The following is a 20,583-nucleotide window of genomic DNA, read 5'->3' as shown; positions in this document are numbered from 1 at the left end:
AGGGGTCAGGCCCCTTTAGGTTCAGGGGTCGGGGTAGGGCTGGAGGGGGACGCCGTGGGTGAACTCGCGGCCGCCGAGCTCGTAGGCGCCGCCGCACTTGGTGAACAGCTCGGCGGAGCTGCGGCTCGGGCGGCGGATGCCGAGGCGGACCTCGGCGAGGCCGGCGTGCAGGACCTCGCGCTCGCCGCCCACGGGGTCGCCGGTCACGCCCGCGTACTTGAAGCCGACGGTCTGGTCGAGGTCGGCGTGGACGGCGACGCGGATCGTGACGCGCTGGCCGGGGACCATCGCCTCGAGGCGGCCGGGGCCGGCGACCACGCGCACGCCGGAGACGTGGCCGAGCCCGCCGAGCCGGAAGCGGCGGCCGGCGAACGCGACGGCGCCGTTGGCGATCCAGGGCGTGAGGGCGCCGCCGACGCGTACGCGGGCGATCGCGAGCTCCAGCCACGCATCCGGCTCGTCCTCGAAGCCCGCGGCGTGCAGCCACACCCACCGCTCGGCGTGCTCGGCGCCCCAGTTGTGGCCGACGGTCGCGCGCCAGCCGACGACGTCGAGCTCGGCGCCGTCGAAGACGAGGCGCCCGGACGCGATCCCGTCCGGCACGGGGGCTTCGAGCTTCGTGCGGGGGAACGGAAGCCGGTACAGGGCGCCGGGCCGCAGGTGCCGCAGCGGGGCGCCCGCGCCCGAGAGGGCGAGGCTCCATTCCGCCATCCGGCCGCGCGCCCGGGCCTCGCCGCGGAAGCCGCTCGGATCCGCGCCGTCCGGCGGTCCCGGCGATGACTGCTTGACGGCCGACGGAGCACCCGCGCCAGGGTCGAAGACCGTGCACCACAGAGCGCTCGATGACGCCGTCTCACCCGCGGCGCGATGCGTGGTGTGGCGAATCCAGAGCGCTCGGGGCGGTCGCCCGGGCTCGACGTCGCGCGCGCTGAGAAACCAGGACTCGTAGCGGCCGGCCACCAAGGACATTGTGCCGTCCGACGCACCCCGTACCGTGAGCTTCGTCATGCCACTGTGCTTCATTGAGCCGCAGGACGCCATCCGCGTGATCGCGGAATCGGTCGGCCGCGAGGCCCGCCGGCAGTTGCTCGGCGAGCTCGTGCGCGCCTGGGTCGACGAGATCCCGGAGTCCGAGCTGGCGTCCCATTACGCCAAAGCGGTGGCGGACCTCGACGAACACGACCTCTCGATGCTCGCTGCGTGGCATGCCTCGATGGAGGTCGGCACCCCGCTCGCCAACAAGGACTTCCTCGTCGGTGCGTTCAAGTCGCTCGGCGAGAACCGGCGCGAGGCGCTGAAGATCGCCGCCGGCCTGCGCGGCGAGGACGCGTTCAACGCGGGCGTCGCCGAGGAGCAGGCGCTGGAGAGCGTCCTGCCGTGGCTGTCGCGCGAGCGCGCGACCGAGCTCCTGGCCGAGTGCCTCGAGCTCTACGTCTGGGACCGCCTCGGCTCGGAAAATTAAGGCGGGGCAGCCCCTCCGCCCCACCCCGATCATCCGACCTCAAGGCGCGGCACCGTCGAGCGCGGCGTCGAGTTCGGCGAGCACCTGGTCGGTGTCGCGGAAGTGGATGCCGTGGAGACCCAGTTCGTTCGCTGCCGTCACGTTGACCTCGACGTCGTCGATGAAGACGCAATCCGGCGGGGCCAGGCCGAGGCGACTCAGCGTCAGCTCGTAGATCCGCGGCTCGGGCTTACGGGTGCCCTCGAAGGCGGAGTCCACGACGAGCTCGAAGAGCGCGTCGATGTCGAACGCCGTGCGCCAGATGTCGTGCCACTCGCGGACGTTGTTGGTCAGGATCGCCAGCCGGACGCCTGCTTCGCGTAGCTCGCGATAGCGAGCCAGAAGGGGTTCGTTGGGCTCGAGCTTGCCCATCAGCAGCGCGCCGTAGCCGTCCAGCGTGACGGCGGTGCCGGTCACCTCGGTGAGCGCGGCTTCGAGGCCGGCGAGGAAGTCGGCTTCGGTCATCTGGCCGCGCTCGAGCGTCCACAGCGGCGGCTCGGGGTTGCGGGCGGCGGTCAGCTTCATCGCCACGCCGAGCGCCTCGATCGGCACGCCGAGCTCCTCGTGCGCGCGCTTGAACCCCTCGAACAGCGGCAGCGTGACGACGCCGCCGAAATCTGAGATGACGGCCTTGATCACGCGCGGCGGATGATGTCGTAGCGGCCGATCGCGACGCGGCCCTCGACGTGCCAGCCGAAGAACGCGACGTCCAGGCGCAGCGCGCCGAGCTCCAGGGTCGAGCCGGTGATGACCTCGCCGAGGCCGCGCGTCGGGTAGTCGTCGTCCTTGTCCATCCACAGCTCGAGCCCGGCGCGGACCTGGCGGCCGGCGCCGTCGGTGGTCGTCGAGAGCCGCGGCTCGTCCACCGCGAGGAAGCGCGAGCCGTCGAAGGCGGCGGCCCAGATCGCCTCGTCGGCGTGATTGTCGGTCTTGATCGAGCGCACCGTCGAGAGCACGCAGCCGGTCCCGTCGTCGAACCACGCGCTGACCGAGCGCGTCAGCGCGATCTTGTCCCAGTCCGGATTGCCCCACGAGTGCCCGCGCTGGCCGAGGCCGTCGATCTCGCGGCCCGCCATCGTCCCGCGCACGCGGCAGAGCTGCTCGTAGCCCTCCATCCCGCCGGTCTTGACGAGGGCCATGCGCCCGCCGTACTCGGCCGGCGGTGTCAGCGCCTCGAAGGTCAGCGAGAACTCGATCTCACCGGCCCCCGAGACCGTCCAGCGCTCGAGCGGCTCCTCGATCGCGGTCGTCAGCTCGGCGGGCGGCGTCGCGCCCGCCTCGGCGATCGCGCCCAGGGTCTCACGGCCCGCGAAGCCGACCGCCAGCACGCTGTGCGACGTGGTGCCGTCGGCGAGCAACCCGGAGGCGACCCGCGCGAGCCCGTAGACGCCCGCGCGACCGTCCGCCCACGAGAAGGTGACGGCGTCCGTGTCCCCCGGTTTGCGCAGGGAACGCGGCGCCTCGGGACCGAGGGCGCTCACCGCGGCGGGTCCAGGCGGTCAGGGTCGATGTCCACGGCGGTGCTCTCCACGTCGTCGGGAGAGCGGAAGCGGCCGTTGGGCGGCGTGGCGGTCATCGGCATCGAGCCCATCAGCTTCAGCGCGCCGCGACGTACCAACAGGCCCCGCAGCAGCACGCGCGTGGGCGGGAAGAGGAACAGCACGCCGAAGATGTCCGTGATGAACCCGGGCGTGAGCAGCAGGACGCCGCCGAAGATCACGAGCACGCCGTCGACCACCTCACGGTGCGGGACGCGCCCGCCGGCCAGGGCCTCGTTGAAGCGCCGCCACGCGGCGCGGCTCTGCGTGCGCAGCAGCCACGAGCCGAGGATCGCGTCGGCGACCAGGAGCAGGATCGTCCACCAGACGCCGATCGCTTGACCGACCTGGATGAGCACCGCCAACTCGGCGATGGGGACGACGATGAAGAGGATGACGAGGAGCAGCGGCATGGAGTCCGCCGAGCGTAGAGCGCTCGGGTGTCCGACGCCTTAAGGTCGGATGATCGGGGTGGGGCGGAGGGGCTGCATCGCCTGTACGTCTAGGTGAAGGCGGGCTTTGCGGCGGCGGGGCCGCCGCCGATGCGCACGGCCGGAAGCCGGTGCAGGCCTACGGTCTCGATCAGCGTGCGGATGTTCGGCTGCGGGTGCGCCAGCCACAGCGTCACGCCACGCGCGCGCAGGCGCTGCGCGAGACACGCCAGGTCGATCATCAGCGACGGGTCCGCGAACGTCAGCCCGGACAGGTCGACGATGACGTCACGCGTCGCGTTGAGGGCGGCCGAGAAGGGCCGACGGCGGCGACCGCTCGTCGTCCGGTCCTCGTCCCCCTCGATGCGGAGGATGGCGAGCTGTGCATCGAAGCTGACGATGGGTGCACGCTACAACGAACCGAGGGGTTCGTACAGGTCACAACCGCTGACTTTCCTACACTCGGTTCCACGATGATCGATCAAGACGACGTCCTAGAGGCGCTCTCCAACGTCATCGACCCCGAGCTGGGCCTGGATTTCGTGGAGCTCGGCCTGGTCTACGGGGTCGAGATCGACGGCGGCACCGTGTCGGTGACATTCACCCTCACGACCCCCGCCTGTCCGATCGGCCCGCAGGTCTCCGAACAGATGCAGGAGTTCATCGGCGAGCTCCCGGGCGTCGAGCAGGTGATCCCGAACATGGTCTTCACGCCGCCCTGGACCCCGGACAAGATGTCCGAGGACGCCAAGTTCGCGCTCGGCTATTGAGGCGCCCCTCTCCGATCGTCCAGTCAGGCTAAAGGTGGCCTGAAGCGGTCCGAATACCCGGGGCGTGACCCCGAACCTCGCGCCCACTGTCGAGACCGAGACGACGCCCGCGGTCACCGGTTGCCCGGTGCACTGGGTCGCCGATCTCGCATCGTCCGCCACAGAGACCGCCGCACCCGCGTTCGCCGACCTCGAGGGCGGCCCGAACCCGAAGGAAGTGCGCGAGTTCTTCGAGCTCTACAAGGAGCACGGGACGCTCACGGACGCCGAATGGCGGCTGCGGGTGCAGGACGTCATCAAGGAGATCGCCGAGACCGGCACGTACGTGCACACGGCCGAAGAGCTGACGGTCGGGGCGCGGCTCGCGTGGCGCAACAACACGCGGTGCATCGGCAAGCTCTACTGGCGCGGGCTGACGGTGCGCGATCTGCGCGACGTGACGGACGCCGAGGGCATCGCCAAGGGCTGCCTCGACCACGGCGAGTTCGTCTTCAACAAGGGCCGCATCAAGCCGACGATCACGATCTTCGCGCCGCTCAAGCCGGGCGAGTCGGCGGCGCAGGTGTGGAACAGCCAGCTGATCTCCTACGCCGGGCATCGGCAGGCGGACGGCACGGTCGTCGGCGACCCGAACACGATCCACATCACCGACCTCGCCAAGGCGCACGGCTGGAAGCCGGCCAAGGAGGGGATGTTCGACATCCTCCCGCTGATCGTCCAGACCGCGGACGGCAAGGTCAGCCTTCATGAGGTTCCGTCCGAGCTCGCGCACGAGGTCGAGATCGAGCATCCGGCGATCGAGGGCCTGGCCGAGCTCGGCCTGCGCTGGTGGGGCTTTCCGTCGATCTCGGACAACGCGCTGTCGATCGGCGGCATCACCTACCCGCTGGCGCCGTTCACGGGCTGGTACATCGCGCCGGAGATCTCGGCGCGCGACTTCACCGACGAGTACCGCTACAACCTCCTGCCGGAGATCGCCGAGGCGCTGGGGATCGACACGTCCGACGCGCGCTCGCTGTGGAAGGACCGCGCCGTGATCGAGCTCACGACCGCGGTGCTGCACTCCTACGACAAGGCCGGCATCCGGATGGACGACCACCACACGGCCGCCCAGAAGTTCCACAAGTGGACGGTCTCGGAGGAGAAGAAGGGCTGCCCGGTCAACGCGGAGTGGGCGTGGATGGTGCCGCCGATCTCCGCCTCTCTGTCCCCGAACTTCCACCGCGAGTTCGAGGACGTCTTCCAGCTGCCGGCGCTGATCCGCCGGCCGGCACTCGGCTCCTAAGCGGGCTCGAGCTTGCGCGGCGTCGCGGCACGCTTGCGGCGCTTCGGCTTGCGCCCGCCCGCGGCTTCGACGAGCTCCTCGAGCGATTCCTTCAACGCGTCACCGAGCTCCTCGAGGTCGGGCATCGCGTCGTAGTCGCCGAGCAGGCCGAAGTCCATCTTGCCGTTGTAGGACATGATCGCGACGGCCAGCGACTGGTTCTCGGGCAGGAACGCGACCGGGAACAGGTCCTCGAGCTCGCGGCCGAGCACGTACAGGGGGAACTGCGGGCCGGGCACGTTGGTGACGAGCAGGTTGAAGAGCCGCGTCGAGAACTGCAGGCGCGAGGCCTGCGCGAGGATCGTCGGCGGCGCCAGCGCCTCCAGGCCGGTGATCACCTCGGCGCCGACGGCCTGCTTGGAGTCCTTGAGCCCGTCCATCGCCTGGCGCACGACCCGCAACCGCGCGACCGGGTCCTCGACGTAGACCGGCAGCGGCCCGCGCATCACCACGATCCGGTTGCCGAGCTCGTGGTGCTGGTCCTTGGAGCGCACCGACACCGGCACGAGCGCGCGCAGCTCGAGCCCTTCCGTACGCACGCCGCGCGAACGCAGCCAGCAGCGCAACCCGCCCGCGACGACCGTGAGCACGACGTCGTTGACGGTGCCGCCGAGCGTGTTCTTGACGAGCTTGAGGTCGCTGAGGTCGTTGCGCACGAACGACAACCGCCGGTGCGGCCCGATCGGCACGTTCAACGGCGTCTCGGGCGCCGGGTTCAGCCCCGCCCAGGCGACCTCGCCGATCCCTTCGAGCGCCTCCTTGACCACATCCAGCGAGGTCGCCGGATGGGTGGCGGCGGTCAGGGCGCCGCCGGCCAGCTCGAACGGCAGCCGGGCGAGGCCCTTCACGCCGCGCGCGGCGAGCTGCAGCGGCCCGGGCTCGCTCTCGGCCATCCACGGCTCGCCCTCATGCGGGGCGACCTGCGGGATCGGCGTCGCGTCGAAGAGCACGGTCATCAGGTCGACGCCGGAGATCCCGTCGACCAACGCGTGGTGCGACTTGGAGATCAGCGCGAAGCGACCGCGCTCCAACCCCTGGACGAGCCACGTCTCCCACAAGGGCTTGGCGCGATCCAGCCGCTGCGAGTGGATGCGCGCGGCGAGCGCCCGCAGCTGCTCCTCCGAGCCCGGCTGCGGCAGCGCCGTGTGGCGGACGTGGTACTCGAGGTTGAAGTTGCGATCGTCGACCCAGATCGGGCGACCGGTCTCGAGCGGGGGGAACGCGAGCTTGTGCCGGTAGCGCGGTACGAGGTGCAGGCGCGACCGGATGTGGTTCAGGAAATCGTCATACGCCGGTGCCGGGCCCTCGAAGATCAGCACGGCTCCGACGTGCATGTGGCTGTTCGCCCGCTCCTGCGCGAGGAACGAGGCGTCGACGGCTGAAAGCCGGTCCCCGTGAGACTGCGCCATTCGTTCGCAAGCGTAACGGGTTCAGAGGAGTGCACCGATGAGGCCAACTACGACGGCCGCGAGCAATACGACCGTGAGGACAAGCTCATAGCGGCCGCCTTCTGCTAGGCGCGCGAAACCGCGCCGTCCGACGAGGTGGCCGGCGAGCACGCCGGGCAGCAGGCCGACCAGGAGGCGACCGTCCGGAAGCTCCGGATCGCCGGTGGCGAAGAGGGCGATCGCGCCGATCCCCGCGAGCCCGATGAAGCACGTCGTGAGCGTGTCGCGGACCTGCTCCGGGGTGGCGCCGCGGCCGAGCAGGTGCAGCAGCATCGGCGGCCCGTTGGTCGAGGTCGAGGTCGTCAGCGCCCCCGCCGTCGCGCCCGCCACCCAGGCGGGGACGTGCGCCTCGCGGACCCGCCGCGCCGCGAGCGTCGCCACGACGCCGAGCGTCACCGCCACCTGCAGCGCGGCGCCCGGGAGCGAGCGCAGCACGGCGACCCCGGCGAGTGCGCCCGGCAGCGACCAGGCGAGCATCGTGACCGTCGCTTCCCGCAACGGTCGCGGGCGCCGGCGTTCGGTCCCCAACGTCAGGACATTGACCTCGAGGCCGAGGACGAGCAGCAGGATCACCGCCGGCTCCGGCCCGATCGCGGCGAACAGCAGCGGCGCGGCGAGCAGCGAGAAGCCGAACCCGGTCGCGGCCTGCAGCATCGCGCCGGCCACGACCCCCAGACATGCGGCGGCGACGAGCACCGCCGGGGCAGGCTAGCCGCGTGCGTGCTGGTTGGCGCGGCGAGCGCGCTCGCGCTGGGTGATCGCTTCGTTGGGCGTGTCGCGCCAGTTGGCGAAGCGGCGCGCCGCCTCGGCCTTCGCGGTGAGCTTGATCGGCTCAGGAGCGGGTTGGATGACGAGCGTCGGCATCGCCTGCTCCTCCTCGATCTCCACGTCGTCGTCGCGGCCCGCGGTCGCCACGTGGAGGATGCCGAGGATCGGCCCGCCGGTGACGAGCACCGCCGAGACGCCGAGCGTCAAGGGCGTGGCCGGCCAGACCTCGAACAGCCACCCGGCGATCGCCGCACAGAGGAAGACGGGGCTCGCGAACGCGGCGAGCAGCGAGAGCGTGCGGGGCATGGTGATTGTCCATATCGGCACGACCCGGCGGCGGCTTGACATGAGAGTTCCGTGGGTACGTCGACCGCATGCGCGAGAGCCAGCTCACCCCAACGCTGACCCGCAGGATGCTGCTGCTGTTCATCGTCGGAGACATCCTCGGCGGCGGCATCTACGCCCGGACCGGCGAGGTCGCCGGCGAGATCGGCGGCGCGATCTGGACGGGGTTCGCGCTCGCCGCGGTCATCGCCGCGTTCACCGCGGCGTCCTACGCCGAGCTCGTCGCGAAGTTCCCGCAGGCCGCGGGCGCGGCGCTCTATGTCCACAAGGCCTTCAAGGCGCCGTTGCTCACGTTCGTCGTCGCGTTCGCGGTGATGTGCTCGGGCGTCAGCTCGGCCGCGGCGCTGGCGACGGCGTTCGGCGGCGACTACCTGAGCGAGTTCGTCGAGCTGCCCACGGTGCTGGTCGCGCTCGCGGTGATCGCTGTCGTGAGCGCCATCAACTTCCGCGGGATCAAGGAGTCGGCGAACTTCAATCTCGGCTGCACGCTGATCGAGCTCGGCGGCCTGTTCCTGGTCGTGCTGATCGGCGCCGCGTTCCTGTTCGACGGCGGCGGCGACCCGTCCCGCGCCGTCGAGTTCAAGGAGGACACGACGCCCGCGCTGCTGATCATCGCGGGCGCCTCGATCGCGTTCTACGCGCTGATCGGCTTCGAGGACGCGGTCAACGTCGCGGAGGAGACCAAGGACGCGACGCACGCCTTCCCGCGCACCCTGTTCATGGGTCTGGGCCTCGCGGGCGCCGTGTACCTGCTCGTCACCGTGATCGCCGGGATGGCCGTGCCGGCCGACACGCTCGCGAAGTCCGACGGCCCGCTGCTGGAGGTCGTCACGCAGGGCCCGCTGAGCGTCAACTCGCAGGTGTTCTCCGCGATCGCGTTGTTCGCGATCGTCAACGGCTGCCTCCTGAACCTCGTGATGGCGTCGCGGCTGATGTACGGCATGGCCAACGAGAAGGTCGTCCCCGCGATCCTCGGCAAGGTCCATCCGGGCCGCCGGACCCCGTGGGTGGCGATCGTCTTCACCGCCTCGATCGCCGCCGTCCTGGCGATCCTCGGCGACCTGAGCACGCTCGCGGACACGACGGTGCTGCTGTTGCTGCTGGTCTTCGTGGGCGTCCACGTCGCGCTGCTGGCGCTGCGGCGCACGCCCGTCGACCACGACCATTTCAAGGCGCCGACGGTGCTCCCGTGGCTCGGCGCCGCCACGTGCGCGGGGCTCGCGATCCAACAGGTGGCCGACGACCCGAAGCTCGCGCTGTGGGCCGGCGGCCTGTTGGCGTTCGGGTTGCTGCTGTGGGTGATCGAGCGGGCCGTGCGATGATCGACGCATGGCATGGGACTTCTCCACCGACCCTGAGTTCCAAGAGCAGCTGGACTGGATGCGCGAGCTCGTCCGGACCGAGGTCTGGCCGATCGAGACGGTGTTCGACGAGCTGGGGGAAGACGGCTTCCGGCAGGCGATCAAGCCGCTCCAGGAGCGGGTGAAGGAGCGCGGGCTGTGGGCCGCGCACCTGCCGCCTGAGCTCGGTGGGCAGGGGTTCGGCCAGGTCAAGCTCGGGCTCATGCACGAGATCCTCGGCACGTCGCCGTACGCACCGGCGGTGTTCGGCAACGCCGCGCCGGACAGCGGCAACAGCGAGATCCTCGCGCTCGCGGGGTCGGCGGACCAGAAGGAGCGCTACCTGCACCCGTTGCTCGCGGGCGACCTCAAGAGCGCGTTCTCGATGACCGAGCCCGAGACCGCTGGCTCCGATCCGACGCTCCTGCAGACGCGCGCGGTGCGCGACGGCGACGACTGGGTCATCAACGGCCACAAGTGGTTCTCGACCAACGCCAGCGTCGCGGACTTCCTGATCGTGATGGCGGTGACCGACCCGGACGCGCGCCCGCACCAGCGCGCCTCGATGTTCATCGTCGACGTCGACACGCCCGGCGTGAACCTCATCCGCGACGTGGCGACGATGGAGCACCCGGCCGAGCACTTCGGCCGCTACGGCGGGCACGCCGAGATCCTCTACGAGAACGTGCGGGTTCCCGCCGACGCGCTGCTCGGCGGCGAGGGCGAGGGGTTCCTGATCGCCCAGCACCGGCTCGGCCCGGGGCGCATCCACCACTGCATGCGCTGGCTCGGCGTCTCCCAGCGTGCATTCGACATGCTCTGCGAACGCGCGCTCAGCCGCTACGCGTTCGGCTCGCCGCTCTCCGACAAGCAGACGATCCAGAACTGGATCGCGGACTCCGCGGCGCAGATGCAGGCCGCGCGGCTGATGACCCTGCACGCGGCCTGGCGGATGGACAACGAGGGTGCCGCGGCCGCCCGCACGGACATCTCCTTGATCAAGTTCTTCGGTGCGAATGTTTTGTTCGAGGTGGTCGATCGCGCGTTGCAGATCCATGGCGCGCTCGGCTACTCCACCGATCTCCCCTTGGAAGCCATGTACCGCTATGCCCGCGCAGCGCGCCTCTATGACGGCGCCGACGAGGTCCACCGCCAGTCCGTCGCCCGCCAGATCCTGCGCGGCTACGAGCCGCACGAGGTGCCGTCCGAGCACGTCCCGACCCGCCGCGAGGCCGCTCGCGAGCGCTTCGCCGAGTTGCTCACCGCCGTCAGCGCGAATGACTAGCCGGATGCTCGCCGCGCTCGCCTGCACCTTCCTGCTCGCCGCGTGCGGAGGCGGGAACGATCCCAAGCCGGGGGCGCAGACACCGGCGCCGACGGCCGAGGAGACCGCCACACCGGCGGCGACCGTCGCCGCCGCGCCGAAGAAGGTCGACCGCTTCAACGAGGACAAGGCCTGGGCGGCACTCGAGTACCAGGTCAACCTCGGCCCGAGGCCCGCCGGCAGCGCGAAGTCCAAGCAGCTCGCGGCGTACATCAAGCAGCGGCTCCCCAACTCGCACTACGAGCCCGTGGCCGGCGGTCTGCAGAACGTCGTCGGCAAGTTGCCGGGCAAGGGCAAGGCGATCGTCCTCGCCGCCCACTACGACACCAAGGACATCCCGGACTTCGTCGGCGCCAACGACGGCGCGGGCGGCACGGCGCAGATGCTGGAGATCGCCCGCGTGATGAGCAAGATGAAGCGCCCGAAGAACGCCTCGCCGGTCTGGTTCGTCGCCTTCGACGGCGAAGAGGCCACCGACGACTCGGACTTCCTCGGCACCGGCGTGCGCGGCTCGAAGGCCTTCGCCAAGAAGTACTCCGAGAAGATCAAGGAGCTCACGCTGCTCGACTTCGTCGCCAACAAGGACCTGGCGATCCCCTACGAGCAGAGCAGCAACGCCGAGATGTGGGCGGACCTGCGCGAGGCGGCCGAGCGCGTCGGCTCGGACTCCGCGTTCCCGGACACCCAACAGGGCGTCGTCGAGGACGACCACACCCCGTTCCTCCAGCGCGGCGTCCCGGCGATCGACCTGATCGACTTCAACTTCCCCTGCTGGCACAAGCCCTGCGACGACCTCACCGCCGTGTCCAAGGCGAGCCTGGACAAGAGCGGCGAGGCCGTCCTGGAGTTCCTGCGTTCGAGGTGGGCGCCTACAGGGCGCTGAGGATCGCCGCCGCGGAGCGTTCCACGTCGGCGTCGGTCGTGGACCAGTTGGAGACGCTGATGCGGATCGCTTCGCGGCCGCGCCAGACCGTCCCGCCCACCCAGCAGGTGCCGTCGGCCTGGATGCGCGCGATCGCGCTCGGCGGGGCGGCGACCAGCACCTGGTTGAGCACGACGTCGTTGAGGATCTCGGCGCCGCCCTCCTCGAGGATCCGCGCGAATCGGCGAGCCTGCGCGCAGTGGCGGTCGATCAGGTCGGCCAGGCCTTTGCGTCCGAGCGAGCGCAGCGCGGCGTAGACGGTGAAACCGCGGGCACGGCGGGAAGCCTCGGGCGTGTAGTCGTAGTTGTCGCGCTGCTCGCCCGCGACGAGGTAGGCGGCGCTGACGCTCATCGCCGCGCGGTGGGCGGCGCGGTCGCGCACGATCGCCAGGCCGCCGTCGTACGGGACGTTCAGCCACTTGTGCGCGTCGGTGGCCCAGCTGTCGGCGCGCTCGAGACCGCGCGTCAGGTGGCTCAAACTCGGCGAGGCCGCCGCCCACAGGCCGAACGCGCCGTCGACGTGCAGCCACGCGCCGCTCTGCTCGCACAGGTACTCGATCGGCTCGAGCGGGTCGAACGCGCCGCTGTTCACGTTGCCGGCCTGCGCGCACACGATCGTGGGGCCGTGGTCGAGCGCCTGGGCCAGCGCGTCGGGGTCCATCCGGCCCTGGTCGTCGGCGGCGACGAGGGTCGCGCTGTCGCGGCCGAGGCCGATCATCCGCAACGCGCTGAAGATCGTCGCGTGCGCCTCCTCGCCCGCGATGACGGCGATCGGCGGCGCGCCGATCAGCCCCTGGCTCGCGGCGTCCCAGCCCGCGCGCTTGAGCACCGTGTCGCGCGCGACCGCCAGGCAGGTCACGTTGGCCATCTGGGCGCCGGTGACGAGGCCGACGCTCGCGTCGCGGGGGAGACCCAGCAGGTCGAGCACCCAGTCCTCCACGACCTCCTCGACCACGGACGCGGCGGGTGAGCCGACCCACATGTGCGCGTTCTGGTCCCAGACGGACGCCAGCCAGTCCGCGGCCAGCGCGGCGGGGAGGGCGCCGCCGGTGACGAAGCCGAAGTACCGCGGCCCCGCGCTCGCGACGATCCCGGGGTCGGCGGCCGCGACGAGCTCGTCGATGACGGTTTCAGGCGCCACGCCCTCGTCGGTCAGCTCGTGGCCGAGCGCGGCACGCAACGCGTCGGGGTCCACCGGAGGGCCGACGGGGCGGTCCGGCAACGAAGCCAGGAAGGCCTCGGCGTGGCGGAGGGCGTCTACCATCGGAGGCTGATGCACGCGCCCGAGAAACTACTGCTCGCCGCTCCGCGCGGCTACTGCGCGGGCGTCGACCGCGCCGTCCAGACCGTCGAGCGCGCGCTCGAGCTGCACGGCGCGCCGGTCTACGTGCGCAAGGAGATCGTGCACAACAAGCACGTCGTCGCCACCCTGCGCGACCGCGGCGCGATCTTCGTCGACGAGCTCGACGACACGATCCCCGAGGGCGCGATCACCGTCTTCTCCGCCCACGGCGTGTCACCAGCGGTTCACGCGGACGCCGAACGGCGGCAGCTGCAGACGATCGACGCGACCTGCCCGCTCGTGACCAAGGTCCACCGCGAGGCGATCAAGTTCGCCGCCGAGGGCTACACGATCGTCCTGATCGGCCACGCCGGCCACGAGGAGGTCGAGGGCACGATGGGCGAGGCGCCCGACCACATCGTGCTGGTCGAGACCGAGGCCGACGTCGACACCCTCGAGGTCGAGGACGAGCACAAGCTCGCCTACATCTCCCAGACGACGCTCTCGGTCGACGAGACGCGGACGATCATCGCCCGCCTGCGCGAGCGCTTCCCGCACATCACCGGGCCGCGCACCGACGACATCTGTTACGCGACCACCAACCGCCAGGCCGCCGTACGCCAGATGGCCGAGCATTGCGACCTCGTGCTGGTGATCGGCTCCAAGAACTCCTCGAACTCCAACCGGCTGGTCGACGTCGCCCGCGACCACGGCGCCGCGTCGTACCTCATCGACGGCGCCGATCAGGTCCAGGAGGAGTGGCTCGAGGGCGCCCGCGTCGTGGGGATCTCCTCCGGCGCCTCCGCGCCCGAGGAGCTCGTCGAGAGCCTCGTCAACTTCTTCCGCGACCGCGGCACCACCGAGGTCGAGGAGTTCGAAGTCCTCCGCGAGGACGTCCGGTTCATGCTCCCCAAGCAGATCCGGCAGGCGATGACGGCTGCGGCCGACGCCTGACCCCCAGCACGATCATCAGCACGCCGACCGCGAGCACGACCACCGCGACGACGGTGAAGACCCACGCGAGGGTCCCGATCAGCGGGATCTGCGCGCCCGCGTCCACCTGAGCGTCGACGCCGGTCGAGCCGTCCGCGTTCATCAGCACAAGCGTCGAGCTGCCCGGCGCGACCTTCCAGTCGAGCGTGAGCGACCCGCTTCCCTGCGCCTTGGCCGTCCAGATGTCCTGGTCACCCGGCGGGTCCGGCGCGGTGTCGAGCCCCGTGCGGTCGCCGAGCGTCGCGGCGTAGTAGGGCCGGAACGGCGCGAGGTCGAAGTCGGTCAGGCGCGTGTACGTCGTGTCGCGCAGGTAGTTGTTCACGTCCTCGGTGCGCGCCACGCCGACGAACATGTCGCGCGGCGCGTCGACGTGGAGCCGGACCATCCTGAATCCGTCCTTGCCGATCACCGAGACCAAGCCTCGGTGAACGTCGAGGTCGCTCGTCAGCGCGTGGTTGAGGGCTCCGACCCGGACGGCGCCGGTCGTGAAATACCCGTCGTCTCGCTTGGAGTTGACCCAGTGCAGGAAGCCGGCGAAGCCGAAGATCGCGAGCGAGGCGGTGGCGACCAGCGCGCCGATGATGATCAGCGCGAGGCGGCCACCGCTGGGTGTCGATCTGGGGCCGCTCACGCACCGCCCATGGTGCCACGGCGCAGGCCGCCGGCGACGAGCGCGCCGCCGAGCGCGAGGAACAGCGCCGCCGCGATCCAGGCCGCGAGCTCGAGCTCGTCGAGCCACGGGAGGCTCGCGCCGGCGCTGACGCGGGTGTCGACGCCCGCGGAGCCGTCGGCGTTCATGACGACGACCGACCACGTGCCGTCCTTGACCTTCCAGTCCAGCGGCTTGCTGCCGTCGCTGGTGGCGACCCAGAAGCGCTGGGAGGCGGGCGGCGCGGGCGTGCCGGTGCCGAACGAGTCCTCGTAGGTCGGCTCGAACGGGTCGACGTCGACGTCGGTCAGCGTCGTGTGGGCGCTGTTGAGCAGGTACGTGTCGACGTCGCGTGTGCGGGCGATGCCGGCGAACACCGGCTTGCCGTTGGCCGACTTGACGTTGACGCGGATCTTGCCGAGCGCGCCCGGGACGCCGTCGACGTCCATGTCGTCGGTGGCGATCGCGCTCGTGGCGGTGGCGATCCGCTCGGTGGAGGTCGTGTAGTAGCCGGCGTCGTCCTGCTTGGACGAGGCCCAGGTCAGCCCGCCGGCCCCGAGGGCGGCGGTGGCGGAGAGCAGGAGGGCGAGGCCGCCGGCGATGACCGCTGCGAGGCGGCCGCCGGCGAGCGGGGTTCGGGTGGCGGTGGCGGTGGCGGTCATGCCAGCCAAGGTCGCGTCGCCGCGCCCCGCCCACGCTGGAGGCAACTTGTGTCCATTTCGGGGGTTCGCCCCCCGTTCACATTCGCTTTTCGGAATACCGTGCAGTGGGTGATGCGCCGCCGACTGCTCTACACGGTCCTCGCGTTGGTGGCGGCCGGGCTCGTGATCTGGCTCGTCGAGCCGCTGCACACCGCGCTGGGCCACGTGCTGCACGGCGACGTCGACGCGCTGCAGGCGCAGCTGCAGTCGCTCGGCGTGTGGGGCGCCTTCGTCGTGGTCGCGCTGATCCTGGCCCACGCCGTGATCTTCTTCCCGGCCGAGATCGTCAACGCGACCGCCGGCCTCGCGTTCGGCTTCTGGGTCGCGTTCCCGATCGTGCTCGTCTCGTGGGTCGCCTCCGGCCTGCTCGCCTACTGGCTCGGCCGGATCGCCGGCCGCCCGCTGGCCGTGCGGCTGGCGGGGGAGAAGCGCGTGGCGAGCGCCGAGTCGCTGATCGACCGCTCAGGCGCGCCCGCGCTGCTGCTCTCGCGGCTCGTCCCGTTCGTCCCGTTCAGCCTCGTCGGCTACCTCGCCGGCGCGGCGCGCGTGCCGATCTGGCGCTACACGTGGACCACGGCGGTCGGCGTCATGCCGATCACCGCCGCCGCGACCTACCTCGGCCACGCGCTCGACAACCTCAGCGCGTCGGACCCGCTGCTGTGGGTGGCGGTCGGCGTGATCGTCATCCTCGCGCTGCTGACGGTCCACTCGGCGCGCAGGCTCAAGCGCTCAACGCGCTGATCAGCGCGGCGCGGTCCACCCCCGCGCCGTCGAGCGCCCGGGGCACCGTCCCGCGGGCCGGCATCAGCGCCGCCATCGTGAGGTGCTCGGAGCCGATGTGCTTGTCGCCGCGCCCCACCGCCATGCGCATCGATTGCTCGAGCACGGTCTTCGCCGACGTGCCGAGCTTCGGCGACTGAACGAACGGGCTGAAGTGCAGCGCGTCGACCGTCACGCCCACGGCCGCCAGGCTGCGGGTGGTCTCGGCCGCGAGCGCCTCGCGCAGAGCGTCCTCGTCGAGCCCGGCGTCGGCCAGCAGGCGTCCCGCAGGGGAATCGCTCCGCGCGACCGCGAGCAACAGGTGCTCGGCCTCGACGCTCATCGCGCCCATCTCGCGGGCGATCGCCATCGCCTCGGTCACCCGCTCCCGGGCATCGCCGGTGAATCGTTGGAACATCAGCGCCTCCGGAGCTCGACGCCCGCGGCGATCAGCCGCTTGACGTGCTTCTTGTGAACGGCCTGGCGGGTGACCCCGAGCGCCTCGGCGACCTCGGGCCAGCTCCAGCCGGCGCGCATCGCGCGTTCGACCTCGGCGGCCTCCAGCTGCTCGGCCAGCCGCCGCAGCGCGACCACCGCGGCCAGGCCGTCCGCGGGGTCCTCGGGGGAGGTCAGGTCGATCATGCAAGCAACCGTAGTTGACAAATCGCAGTTAGTCAACCCAAGTTGCTAGGGTCGCGGTCGTGACTCCGACCCTGATCGCGCAGCTCTCAGACCCGCACATCCGCCTCGACGACCCGGTCACCCAGGATGCGTTCGCCGCGGGCGTCGCCGGCGTCCTGAAGCTCAACCCGCTCCCGGCCGCGGTGCTGGTGACGGGGGACATCGCCAACTCGGGCGACCCCGCCGAGCACGAGCGGGCGCTCGAGCTGCTCGCGCCGCTGCCGATGCCCGTCCACCGGCTGGCCGGCAACCACGACCTGTTCGGCGAGCGGACCCGCTACGCGGCCGACGCGCGCGGCGTGCGCATCATCGCCTGCGACACATCGATCCCCGGCCGCGACGACGGCACCTTGGAGGTCGAGTGGCTGGCCGAGCGCCTCGCGGAGGACCGTGAGTCGCCGACGATCGTCGCCATGCACCACCCGCCGCTCACCACCGGCCTCGCCTGGCTGGACGAGATCGGCCACACGCCCGAACACACGGCGGCGCTGGCCGAGCTGCTCCGCGAGGCCCCGAACGTCAAGCGCGTCGTCGCCGGCCACGTCCACCGCGTCATCCACGACACGCTCGGCGGCGTCGGCGTCATCACCTGCGCGTCGACCAACATCCAGTCCGGCCTGGACTTCCTCGCCCCCGACATGGTCCTCACCACCGAGCCGCCGTCGTTCCTCGTCCACGCCTGTCTGGAGTCCGGTGAATTGGTCACGCACGTCCAGCCCATCTCGCCAGGGGTCAGGCCCCTTTAGGTCCAGGCCGGACGGGCACTCGCAACCGCGTGAACCTAAAGGGGCCTGACCCCTTTAGGTTGTGAGCCACGCGCGGAGGTCGTCGCCGTGCTCGTCGAGGCGGGGCGGGCGGTGGCGGATCGGCGGCCGTGAGCCGTCGATCCGCAGGGGCGGAGTGATCAGTCCGTCCTGCGAGGGCTCCATCCCGAGCTCGGAGGCGAGCGCGAAGGCCTCGTCGATGCCGTTGATCGGCCCGGCGGGGACCTTCGCGGCGCGCAGCGCGGCGAGCCAGTGCTCCGCGGGGTGCGCGCGCAAGAGCGCCTCCAAGGCCTCGGCGAGCTCGTCCGCGTGCGCGACCCGCGACTCGTTGGAGGCGAAGCGCTCGTCCGGCGGGAGCCCGACGACCTCACAGAGCCGCGCGAACATGCGGTCGTTGCCGACGGCGACGGCGATCTGGCGGTCGGCGGTCTCGTAGGTCTCGTAGGGGACGATGCTCGGGTGGCGGTTGCCGCGCCGGCGCCCGCGCACGCCCGCCGCGACCCACGCCGAGCCCTGGTTGAGCAGGCACGTCAGCGCCGAGTCCATCAGCGAGACCTCGACGTGGCGGCCGACGCCCGTGCCCGAGCGCTCGACCAGCGCGGCCTGGATGCCGTTGGCCGCGAGCAGGCCGCAGACGAGGTCGACCACGGCGGTGCCGGCCTTCAGCGGGCGCCCGTCCGGCTCGCCGGTGACCGACATCAGCCCGCCCATCGCCTGCAGCAGGAAGTCGTAGCCCGGCAACGCCTTCGCCTCGTCCGAGGTCGTGCCGAACGCGGTGACCGAGCACGAGACCAGGCCCGGGTTCCCGGCCGCGCGCAACGCGTCGCCGTCGAGCCCCCACGAGCCGATCAGGCCGGGCCGGAACGACTCGATCAGCACGTCGGCGCGCGCGCCCAGCTCCCGCGCCAGCGCCCGGTCGTCCTCGGAAGCGAGGTCGAGCGCGATCGACCGCTTGTTGCGGTTCAGCCCGAGGTAGTACGTGCTCTCGCCCTCGTGCCAGGGTGGGCCCCAGGCGCGGGTGTCGTCCCCGCCGTCGGGGCGCTCGACCTTGATCACGTCGGCGCCGAGGTCGCCGAGCAGCATCGCCGCGAGCGGCCCGGCCAGCACGCGCGAGAAGTCCGCGACGAGAATCCCTTCCAGCGGTCCCATGGCGGGGCACACTAGTGCGCGGACATGCGGACCCTCGTCGTCTCAGATCTCCACCTCGGCCGGACCGAGCACACCGACCTGTTGCGCCGCGCGGATCTGCGCGAGCCGCTGCTCGAGGCGATCGCCGACGCCGACCGGTTCGTGATCCTCGGCGACGGCCTCGAGCTGCGCGAGGCCGCGCACCGCGACGCGATGGACGTCGCGGCGCCGTTCTTCGCCGCGGTCGGCGAGGCGCTCGGCCCCGACAAGGAGCTGATCATGCTCGCGGGCAACCACGACCACGGGATCGCGGCGGGCTACATCGACGCGCGCCTGCAGACCGAGCCGGCGGGGTTCCTCGGCCTGGAGGAGCGCTTCGCGCCGGAGGATGCCGGGCCGCTCGCCCGCCGCCTGGCGGAGACCGCGAGACCGGCGCGGCTGCGGTTCGCCTACCCGGGCATCTGGCTGCGCGACGACGTCTACGCGATCCACGGCCACTACGCCGACGTGCACGCCACGGTGCCGACGTTCGAGCGCCTGGCGGCGGGGACGATGGCGCGCTACGTCGCCAAGCTGCCCGCCCACGGCGCGACCGCCGACGACTACGAGGCGGTCCTGAGCCCGCTCTACGCCTGGCTGCACGCGCTCACGCAGCGCGCGGACCACACGGTGGTCTCGATCGGCGGCTCAGCCTCCGCGAGCACGTACGAGAAGCTCACGGCCTCCGACCGCCACAAGCACCCGCGCACGCTCGCGCTCGGCGCCGGCTACCGCGCGGCGGTCTTCGCCCTCAACCGCGCGGGGCTCGGCCCGCTCGAAGCCGGCCTCTCCCCGTCGGCGCTGCGCCGCGGCTACCTGAGCGGGATCCGCGCGGTGATCGAGCGCCTCGACATCCGCGCCCGCCACGTCATCTGGGGTCACTCGCACCGCTCCGGCCCGTGGCCGGGGGACGACCTCGGCGAGTGGACGGCGGCCACCGGCGCGCGGATCGTCAACACCGGCTCGTGGACCTACCAGCGCCACTTCCTCAGCCCGGAGCCGAACGGCTCGCCGTACTGGCCGGGCACTGCTGTCGTCGTCGACGACGACGGCCCACCGCGCCTCGTCCGCCTGCTCGGCGAACGCGGCCACGAGGTCCTCAGACCACGCCGGGGGTGAAGCAGGTGGCGTGGACGACGACGCCCTCGTCCACCGAGAGCTCCAGCGTGCCCGCCGTGTGGCGCTCATGCTCGATCAAGGAAAACGCCCCGGGCTCGGTGACGACCAGCTCCCGCCCGCCCGCCCGCACGACGCCCGAGCCCTCGACGACCACCCACACGCCGCCCGCCTCGTACGGACCCGAGTAGGCGCCCGGCTGATCCTCCGTGGGCACGGCGATCAGCGCGTCCTCGGCGTCCTCGGGCCGCACCGGCGCGACCGGCTCGCCCGAGACGTCCAGCAGCTCCTGGATCTCGCGCTCGGTCTCCACATAGGCGCCTTCGCCGTAGTGCATCGAGTACAGGTTGTGCTCGGTGTCCCAGAGGTAGCGCGCAGGCCAGCCCTGGTTGCCGTAGATGTCCCAGATCTCGAGCTGGGAGTCGATCACGACCGGCCACGGGATCTCGAGCCGCTCGACGGCCCGGCGGACGTTGTCCTCGTCGCGCGCCGCAAGGTACCCGCCGGTGTGCACCTGGATGATCCGCAGGCCCGCGTCGGCGTAGCGCTCGTGCCAGGCCTTCAGGTACGGCAGCGTGCGCAGCGAGTTGACGCGGCAGAAGTCCCAGAACTCGATCAGGACGGGCTTTTCGCGCTGCTGGTCCATGCGCAGCATCGCCACGTTGACCCACGGCAGGTTGCGAGGAAACGGCGGAGCGGAGATGCTGGGGGTATCGGCACGCATCGTCCCGCGACGCTAGCAGCGCAACTGGCGCAACCT

General features: G+C 71.4%; 25 protein-coding genes. 10 read left to right on the top strand and 15 right to left on the bottom strand.

Going from position 1 to position 20,583, the window contains the following annotated elements:
* Positions 1-21: 21 nt before the first annotated feature.
* Positions 22-960 (bottom strand): hypothetical protein, encoded by a 939-nt coding sequence (locus G569_RS0125655; protein ID WP_157592310.1) that lies wholly within the window; start codon positions 958-960, stop codon positions 22-24.
* Positions 961-1,006: 46 nt separating this feature from the next.
* Between G569_RS0125655 and G569_RS0125650 the strand changes: the two genes are divergently transcribed.
* Positions 1,007-1,462 (top strand): hypothetical protein, encoded by a 456-nt coding sequence (locus tag G569_RS0125650; protein WP_028065559.1) that lies wholly within the window; start codon positions 1,007-1,009, stop codon positions 1,460-1,462.
* 39 nt (positions 1,463-1,501) lie between these two features.
* Here the strand turns inward: G569_RS0125650 and G569_RS0125645 are convergent, their stop codons facing one another.
* From G569_RS0125645 to G569_RS61470, 4 genes are all read right to left on the bottom strand, one after another.
* Positions 1,502-2,140, bottom strand: a complete 639-nt coding sequence (locus G569_RS0125645; RefSeq protein ID WP_028065558.1) for an HAD family hydrolase — start codon at positions 2,138-2,140, stop codon at positions 1,502-1,504.
* Positions 2,137-2,982 (bottom strand): DUF7064 domain-containing protein, encoded by an 846-nt coding sequence (locus tag G569_RS0125640; protein ID WP_028065557.1) that lies wholly within the window; start codon positions 2,980-2,982, stop codon positions 2,137-2,139. Before G569_RS0125640 ends, G569_RS0125645 begins: the two co-directional genes overlap by 4 nt.
* Positions 2,979-3,452: an FxsA family protein gene (locus tag G569_RS51505; protein ID WP_064750448.1), complete on the bottom strand. Its 474-nt coding sequence runs from the start codon at positions 3,450-3,452 to the stop codon at positions 2,979-2,981. Before G569_RS51505 ends, G569_RS0125640 begins: the two co-directional genes overlap by 4 nt.
* Before the next feature lie 89 nt (positions 3,453-3,541).
* On the bottom strand, positions 3,542-3,844 hold the full coding sequence (locus tag G569_RS61470) for an STAS domain-containing protein (RefSeq protein ID WP_371683487.1): 303 nt from the start codon (positions 3,842-3,844) through the stop codon (positions 3,542-3,544).
* Positions 3,845-3,943: 99 nt separating this feature from the next.
* Here G569_RS61470 and G569_RS0125625 point away from each other — a divergent pair, with 99 nt between their 5' ends.
* Positions 3,944-4,240, top strand: coding sequence for a metal-sulfur cluster assembly factor (locus G569_RS0125625; RefSeq protein ID WP_157592309.1), 297 nt, complete (start codon positions 3,944-3,946; stop codon positions 4,238-4,240).
* 64 nt (positions 4,241-4,304) lie between these two features.
* Positions 4,305-5,525, top strand: coding sequence for a nitric oxide synthase oxygenase (locus G569_RS51500; RefSeq protein ID WP_053226972.1), 1,221 nt, complete (start codon positions 4,305-4,307; stop codon positions 5,523-5,525).
* Here the strand turns inward: G569_RS51500 and G569_RS0125615 are convergent.
* Genes G569_RS0125615 through G569_RS0125605 form a run of 3 tightly spaced genes read right to left on the bottom strand, consistent with a single transcriptional unit; the run spans position 5,522 to position 8,086 of the window.
* Positions 5,522-6,973, bottom strand: a complete 1,452-nt coding sequence (locus G569_RS0125615; protein ID WP_028065555.1) for a WS/DGAT/MGAT family O-acyltransferase — start codon at positions 6,971-6,973, stop codon at positions 5,522-5,524. The genes G569_RS51500 and G569_RS0125615 overlap by 4 nt on opposite strands.
* A 21-nt stretch (positions 6,974-6,994) precedes the next feature.
* A complete protein-coding gene (locus G569_RS0125610) occupies positions 6,995-7,708 on the bottom strand; it encodes a TSUP family transporter (protein ID WP_028065554.1) in 714 nt (237 codons plus the stop codon).
* Positions 7,709-7,720: 12 nt separating this feature from the next.
* Entirely contained in the window at positions 7,721-8,086 is a 366-nt protein-coding gene (locus G569_RS0125605) for a hypothetical protein (protein WP_028065553.1), read from the bottom strand.
* Positions 8,087-8,154: 68 nt separating this feature from the next.
* On the opposite strand from G569_RS0125605, the gene G569_RS51495 reads away from it, so the two are divergent.
* Genes G569_RS51495 through G569_RS0125590 form a run of 3 tightly spaced genes read left to right on the top strand, consistent with a single transcriptional unit; the run spans position 8,155 to position 11,672 of the window.
* The gene (locus G569_RS51495) at positions 8,155-9,447 is read left to right on the top strand and encodes an APC family permease (RefSeq protein ID WP_037499098.1); all 1,293 of its coding nucleotides are present in this window, start codon (positions 8,155-8,157) and stop codon (positions 9,445-9,447) included.
* 7 nt (positions 9,448-9,454) lie between these two features.
* Entirely contained in the window at positions 9,455-10,750 is a 1,296-nt protein-coding gene (locus tag G569_RS0125595; RefSeq protein ID WP_028065552.1) for an acyl-CoA dehydrogenase family protein, read from the top strand.
* A 4-nt stretch (positions 10,751-10,754) separates the two neighbouring features.
* Positions 10,755-11,672, top strand: a complete 918-nt coding sequence (locus G569_RS0125590; protein ID WP_028065551.1) for a M28 family metallopeptidase — start codon at positions 10,755-10,757, stop codon at positions 11,670-11,672.
* Here the strand turns inward: G569_RS0125590 and G569_RS0125585 are convergent.
* On the bottom strand, positions 11,659-12,975 hold the full coding sequence (locus G569_RS0125585; RefSeq protein ID WP_028065550.1) for a pyridoxal phosphate-dependent decarboxylase family protein: 1,317 nt from the start codon (positions 12,973-12,975) through the stop codon (positions 11,659-11,661). The two genes, G569_RS0125590 and G569_RS0125585, sit on opposite strands and share 14 nt — an antisense overlap.
* A gap of 9 nt (positions 12,976-12,984) precedes the next feature.
* Here G569_RS0125585 and G569_RS0125580 point away from each other — a divergent pair, with 9 nt between their 5' ends.
* On the top strand, positions 12,985-13,947 hold the full coding sequence (locus G569_RS0125580) for a 4-hydroxy-3-methylbut-2-enyl diphosphate reductase (protein ID WP_037499126.1): 963 nt from the start codon (positions 12,985-12,987) through the stop codon (positions 13,945-13,947).
* On the opposite strand, the gene G569_RS0125575 is transcribed toward G569_RS0125580, so the two are convergent.
* The gene (locus G569_RS0125575) at positions 13,895-14,617 is read right to left on the bottom strand and encodes a hypothetical protein (protein ID WP_028065548.1); all 723 of its coding nucleotides are present in this window, start codon (positions 14,615-14,617) and stop codon (positions 13,895-13,897) included. The genes G569_RS0125580 and G569_RS0125575 overlap by 53 nt on opposite strands.
* A complete protein-coding gene (locus tag G569_RS0125570) occupies positions 14,614-15,297 on the bottom strand; it encodes a hypothetical protein (protein ID WP_028065547.1) in 684 nt (227 codons plus the stop codon). Before G569_RS0125570 ends, G569_RS0125575 begins: the two co-directional genes overlap by 4 nt.
* 111 nt (positions 15,298-15,408) lie before the next feature.
* On the opposite strand from G569_RS0125570, the gene G569_RS51490 reads away from it, so the two are divergent.
* Complete coding sequence (locus tag G569_RS51490; protein WP_028065546.1) at positions 15,409-16,077, top strand: TVP38/TMEM64 family protein; 669 nt, start codon at positions 15,409-15,411, stop codon at positions 16,075-16,077.
* Here G569_RS51490 and G569_RS0125560 read toward each other — a convergent pair.
* Together G569_RS0125560 and G569_RS0125555 are read right to left on the bottom strand one after the other, a co-directional pair.
* Positions 16,058-16,513: a Clp protease N-terminal domain-containing protein gene (locus G569_RS0125560; protein ID WP_053226970.1), complete on the bottom strand. Its 456-nt coding sequence runs from the start codon at positions 16,511-16,513 to the stop codon at positions 16,058-16,060. The genes G569_RS51490 and G569_RS0125560 overlap by 20 nt on opposite strands.
* Positions 16,513-16,737 (bottom strand): helix-turn-helix domain-containing protein, encoded by a 225-nt coding sequence (locus tag G569_RS0125555; RefSeq protein WP_037499095.1) that lies wholly within the window; start codon positions 16,735-16,737, stop codon positions 16,513-16,515. The genes G569_RS0125560 and G569_RS0125555 overlap by 1 nt, the downstream gene beginning before the upstream one ends.
* A 59-nt stretch (positions 16,738-16,796) precedes the next feature.
* On the opposite strand from G569_RS0125555, the gene G569_RS51485 reads away from it, so the two are divergent.
* Positions 16,797-17,522, top strand: coding sequence for a metallophosphoesterase (locus tag G569_RS51485; protein ID WP_053226969.1), 726 nt, complete (start codon positions 16,797-16,799; stop codon positions 17,520-17,522).
* A gap of 54 nt (positions 17,523-17,576) precedes the next feature.
* Here G569_RS51485 and G569_RS0125545 read toward each other — a convergent pair whose 3' ends face one another.
* Positions 17,577-18,689, bottom strand: a complete 1,113-nt coding sequence (locus G569_RS0125545; RefSeq protein ID WP_037499092.1) for a CaiB/BaiF CoA transferase family protein — start codon at positions 18,687-18,689, stop codon at positions 17,577-17,579.
* A 24-nt stretch (positions 18,690-18,713) separates the two neighbouring features.
* Between G569_RS0125545 and G569_RS0125540 the strand changes: the two genes are divergently transcribed.
* Positions 18,714-19,826, top strand: coding sequence for a metallophosphoesterase (locus G569_RS0125540; protein ID WP_028065542.1), 1,113 nt, complete (start codon positions 18,714-18,716; stop codon positions 19,824-19,826).
* Here G569_RS0125540 and G569_RS51480 read toward each other — a convergent pair.
* The gene (locus tag G569_RS51480) at positions 19,807-20,547 is read right to left on the bottom strand and encodes a thioredoxin domain-containing protein (protein ID WP_037499089.1); all 741 of its coding nucleotides are present in this window, start codon (positions 20,545-20,547) and stop codon (positions 19,807-19,809) included. The genes G569_RS0125540 and G569_RS51480 overlap by 20 nt on opposite strands.
* Positions 20,548-20,583 lie beyond the last annotated feature (36 nt).

This window comes from Solirubrobacter soli DSM 22325 (assembly GCF_000423665.1).
Classification (GTDB): domain Bacteria; phylum Actinomycetota; class Thermoleophilia; order Solirubrobacterales; family Solirubrobacteraceae; genus Solirubrobacter; species Solirubrobacter soli.
Note: the sequence above shows the minus strand (reverse complement) of the source record. Positions and strands in the feature narration are given on the sequence as shown.

What these genes read in the sequence shown, in the direction of transcription:
- G569_RS0125585 (WP_028065550.1), bottom strand. Translation starts at nt 12,975, where the DNA reads ATGGTAGACGCCCTCCGCCACGCCGAGGCCTTCCTGGCTTCGTTGCCG.
- G569_RS0125560 (WP_053226970.1), bottom strand. Translation starts at nt 16,513, where the DNA reads ATGTTCCAACGATTCACCGGCGATGCCCGGGAGCGGGTGACCGAGGCG.
- G569_RS0125590 (WP_028065551.1), top strand. Translation starts at nt 10,755, where the DNA reads ATGCTCGCCGCGCTCGCCTGCACCTTCCTGCTCGCCGCGTGCGGAGGC.
- G569_RS51480 (WP_037499089.1), bottom strand. Translation starts at nt 20,547, where the DNA reads ATGCGTGCCGATACCCCCAGCATCTCCGCTCCGCCGTTTCCTCGCAAC.
- G569_RS0125625 (WP_157592309.1), top strand. Translation starts at nt 3,944, where the DNA reads ATGATCGATCAAGACGACGTCCTAGAGGCGCTCTCCAACGTCATCGAC.
- G569_RS0125595 (WP_028065552.1), top strand. Translation starts at nt 9,455, where the DNA reads ATGGCATGGGACTTCTCCACCGACCCTGAGTTCCAAGAGCAGCTGGAC.
- G569_RS0125615 (WP_028065555.1), bottom strand. Translation starts at nt 6,973, where the DNA reads ATGGCGCAGTCTCACGGGGACCGGCTTTCAGCCGTCGACGCCTCGTTC.
- G569_RS0125580 (WP_037499126.1), top strand. Translation starts at nt 12,985, where the DNA reads ATGCACGCGCCCGAGAAACTACTGCTCGCCGCTCCGCGCGGCTACTGC.
- G569_RS0125540 (WP_028065542.1), top strand. Translation starts at nt 18,714, where the DNA reads ATGCGGACCCTCGTCGTCTCAGATCTCCACCTCGGCCGGACCGAGCAC.
- G569_RS51490 (WP_028065546.1), top strand. Translation starts at nt 15,409, where the DNA reads ATGCGCCGCCGACTGCTCTACACGGTCCTCGCGTTGGTGGCGGCCGGG.
- G569_RS0125650 (WP_028065559.1), top strand. Translation starts at nt 1,007, where the DNA reads ATGCCACTGTGCTTCATTGAGCCGCAGGACGCCATCCGCGTGATCGCG.
- G569_RS51505 (WP_064750448.1), bottom strand. Translation starts at nt 3,452, where the DNA reads ATGCCGCTGCTCCTCGTCATCCTCTTCATCGTCGTCCCCATCGCCGAG.
- G569_RS0125545 (WP_037499092.1), bottom strand. Translation starts at nt 18,689, where the DNA reads ATGGGACCGCTGGAAGGGATTCTCGTCGCGGACTTCTCGCGCGTGCTG.
- G569_RS51495 (WP_037499098.1), top strand. Translation starts at nt 8,155, where the DNA reads ATGCGCGAGAGCCAGCTCACCCCAACGCTGACCCGCAGGATGCTGCTG.
- G569_RS0125570 (WP_028065547.1), bottom strand. Translation starts at nt 15,297, where the DNA reads ATGACCGCCACCGCCACCGCCACCCGAACCCCGCTCGCCGGCGGCCGC.
- G569_RS0125605 (WP_028065553.1), bottom strand. Translation starts at nt 8,086, where the DNA reads ATGCCCCGCACGCTCTCGCTGCTCGCCGCGTTCGCGAGCCCCGTCTTC.
- G569_RS0125555 (WP_037499095.1), bottom strand. Translation starts at nt 16,737, where the DNA reads ATGATCGACCTGACCTCCCCCGAGGACCCCGCGGACGGCCTGGCCGCG.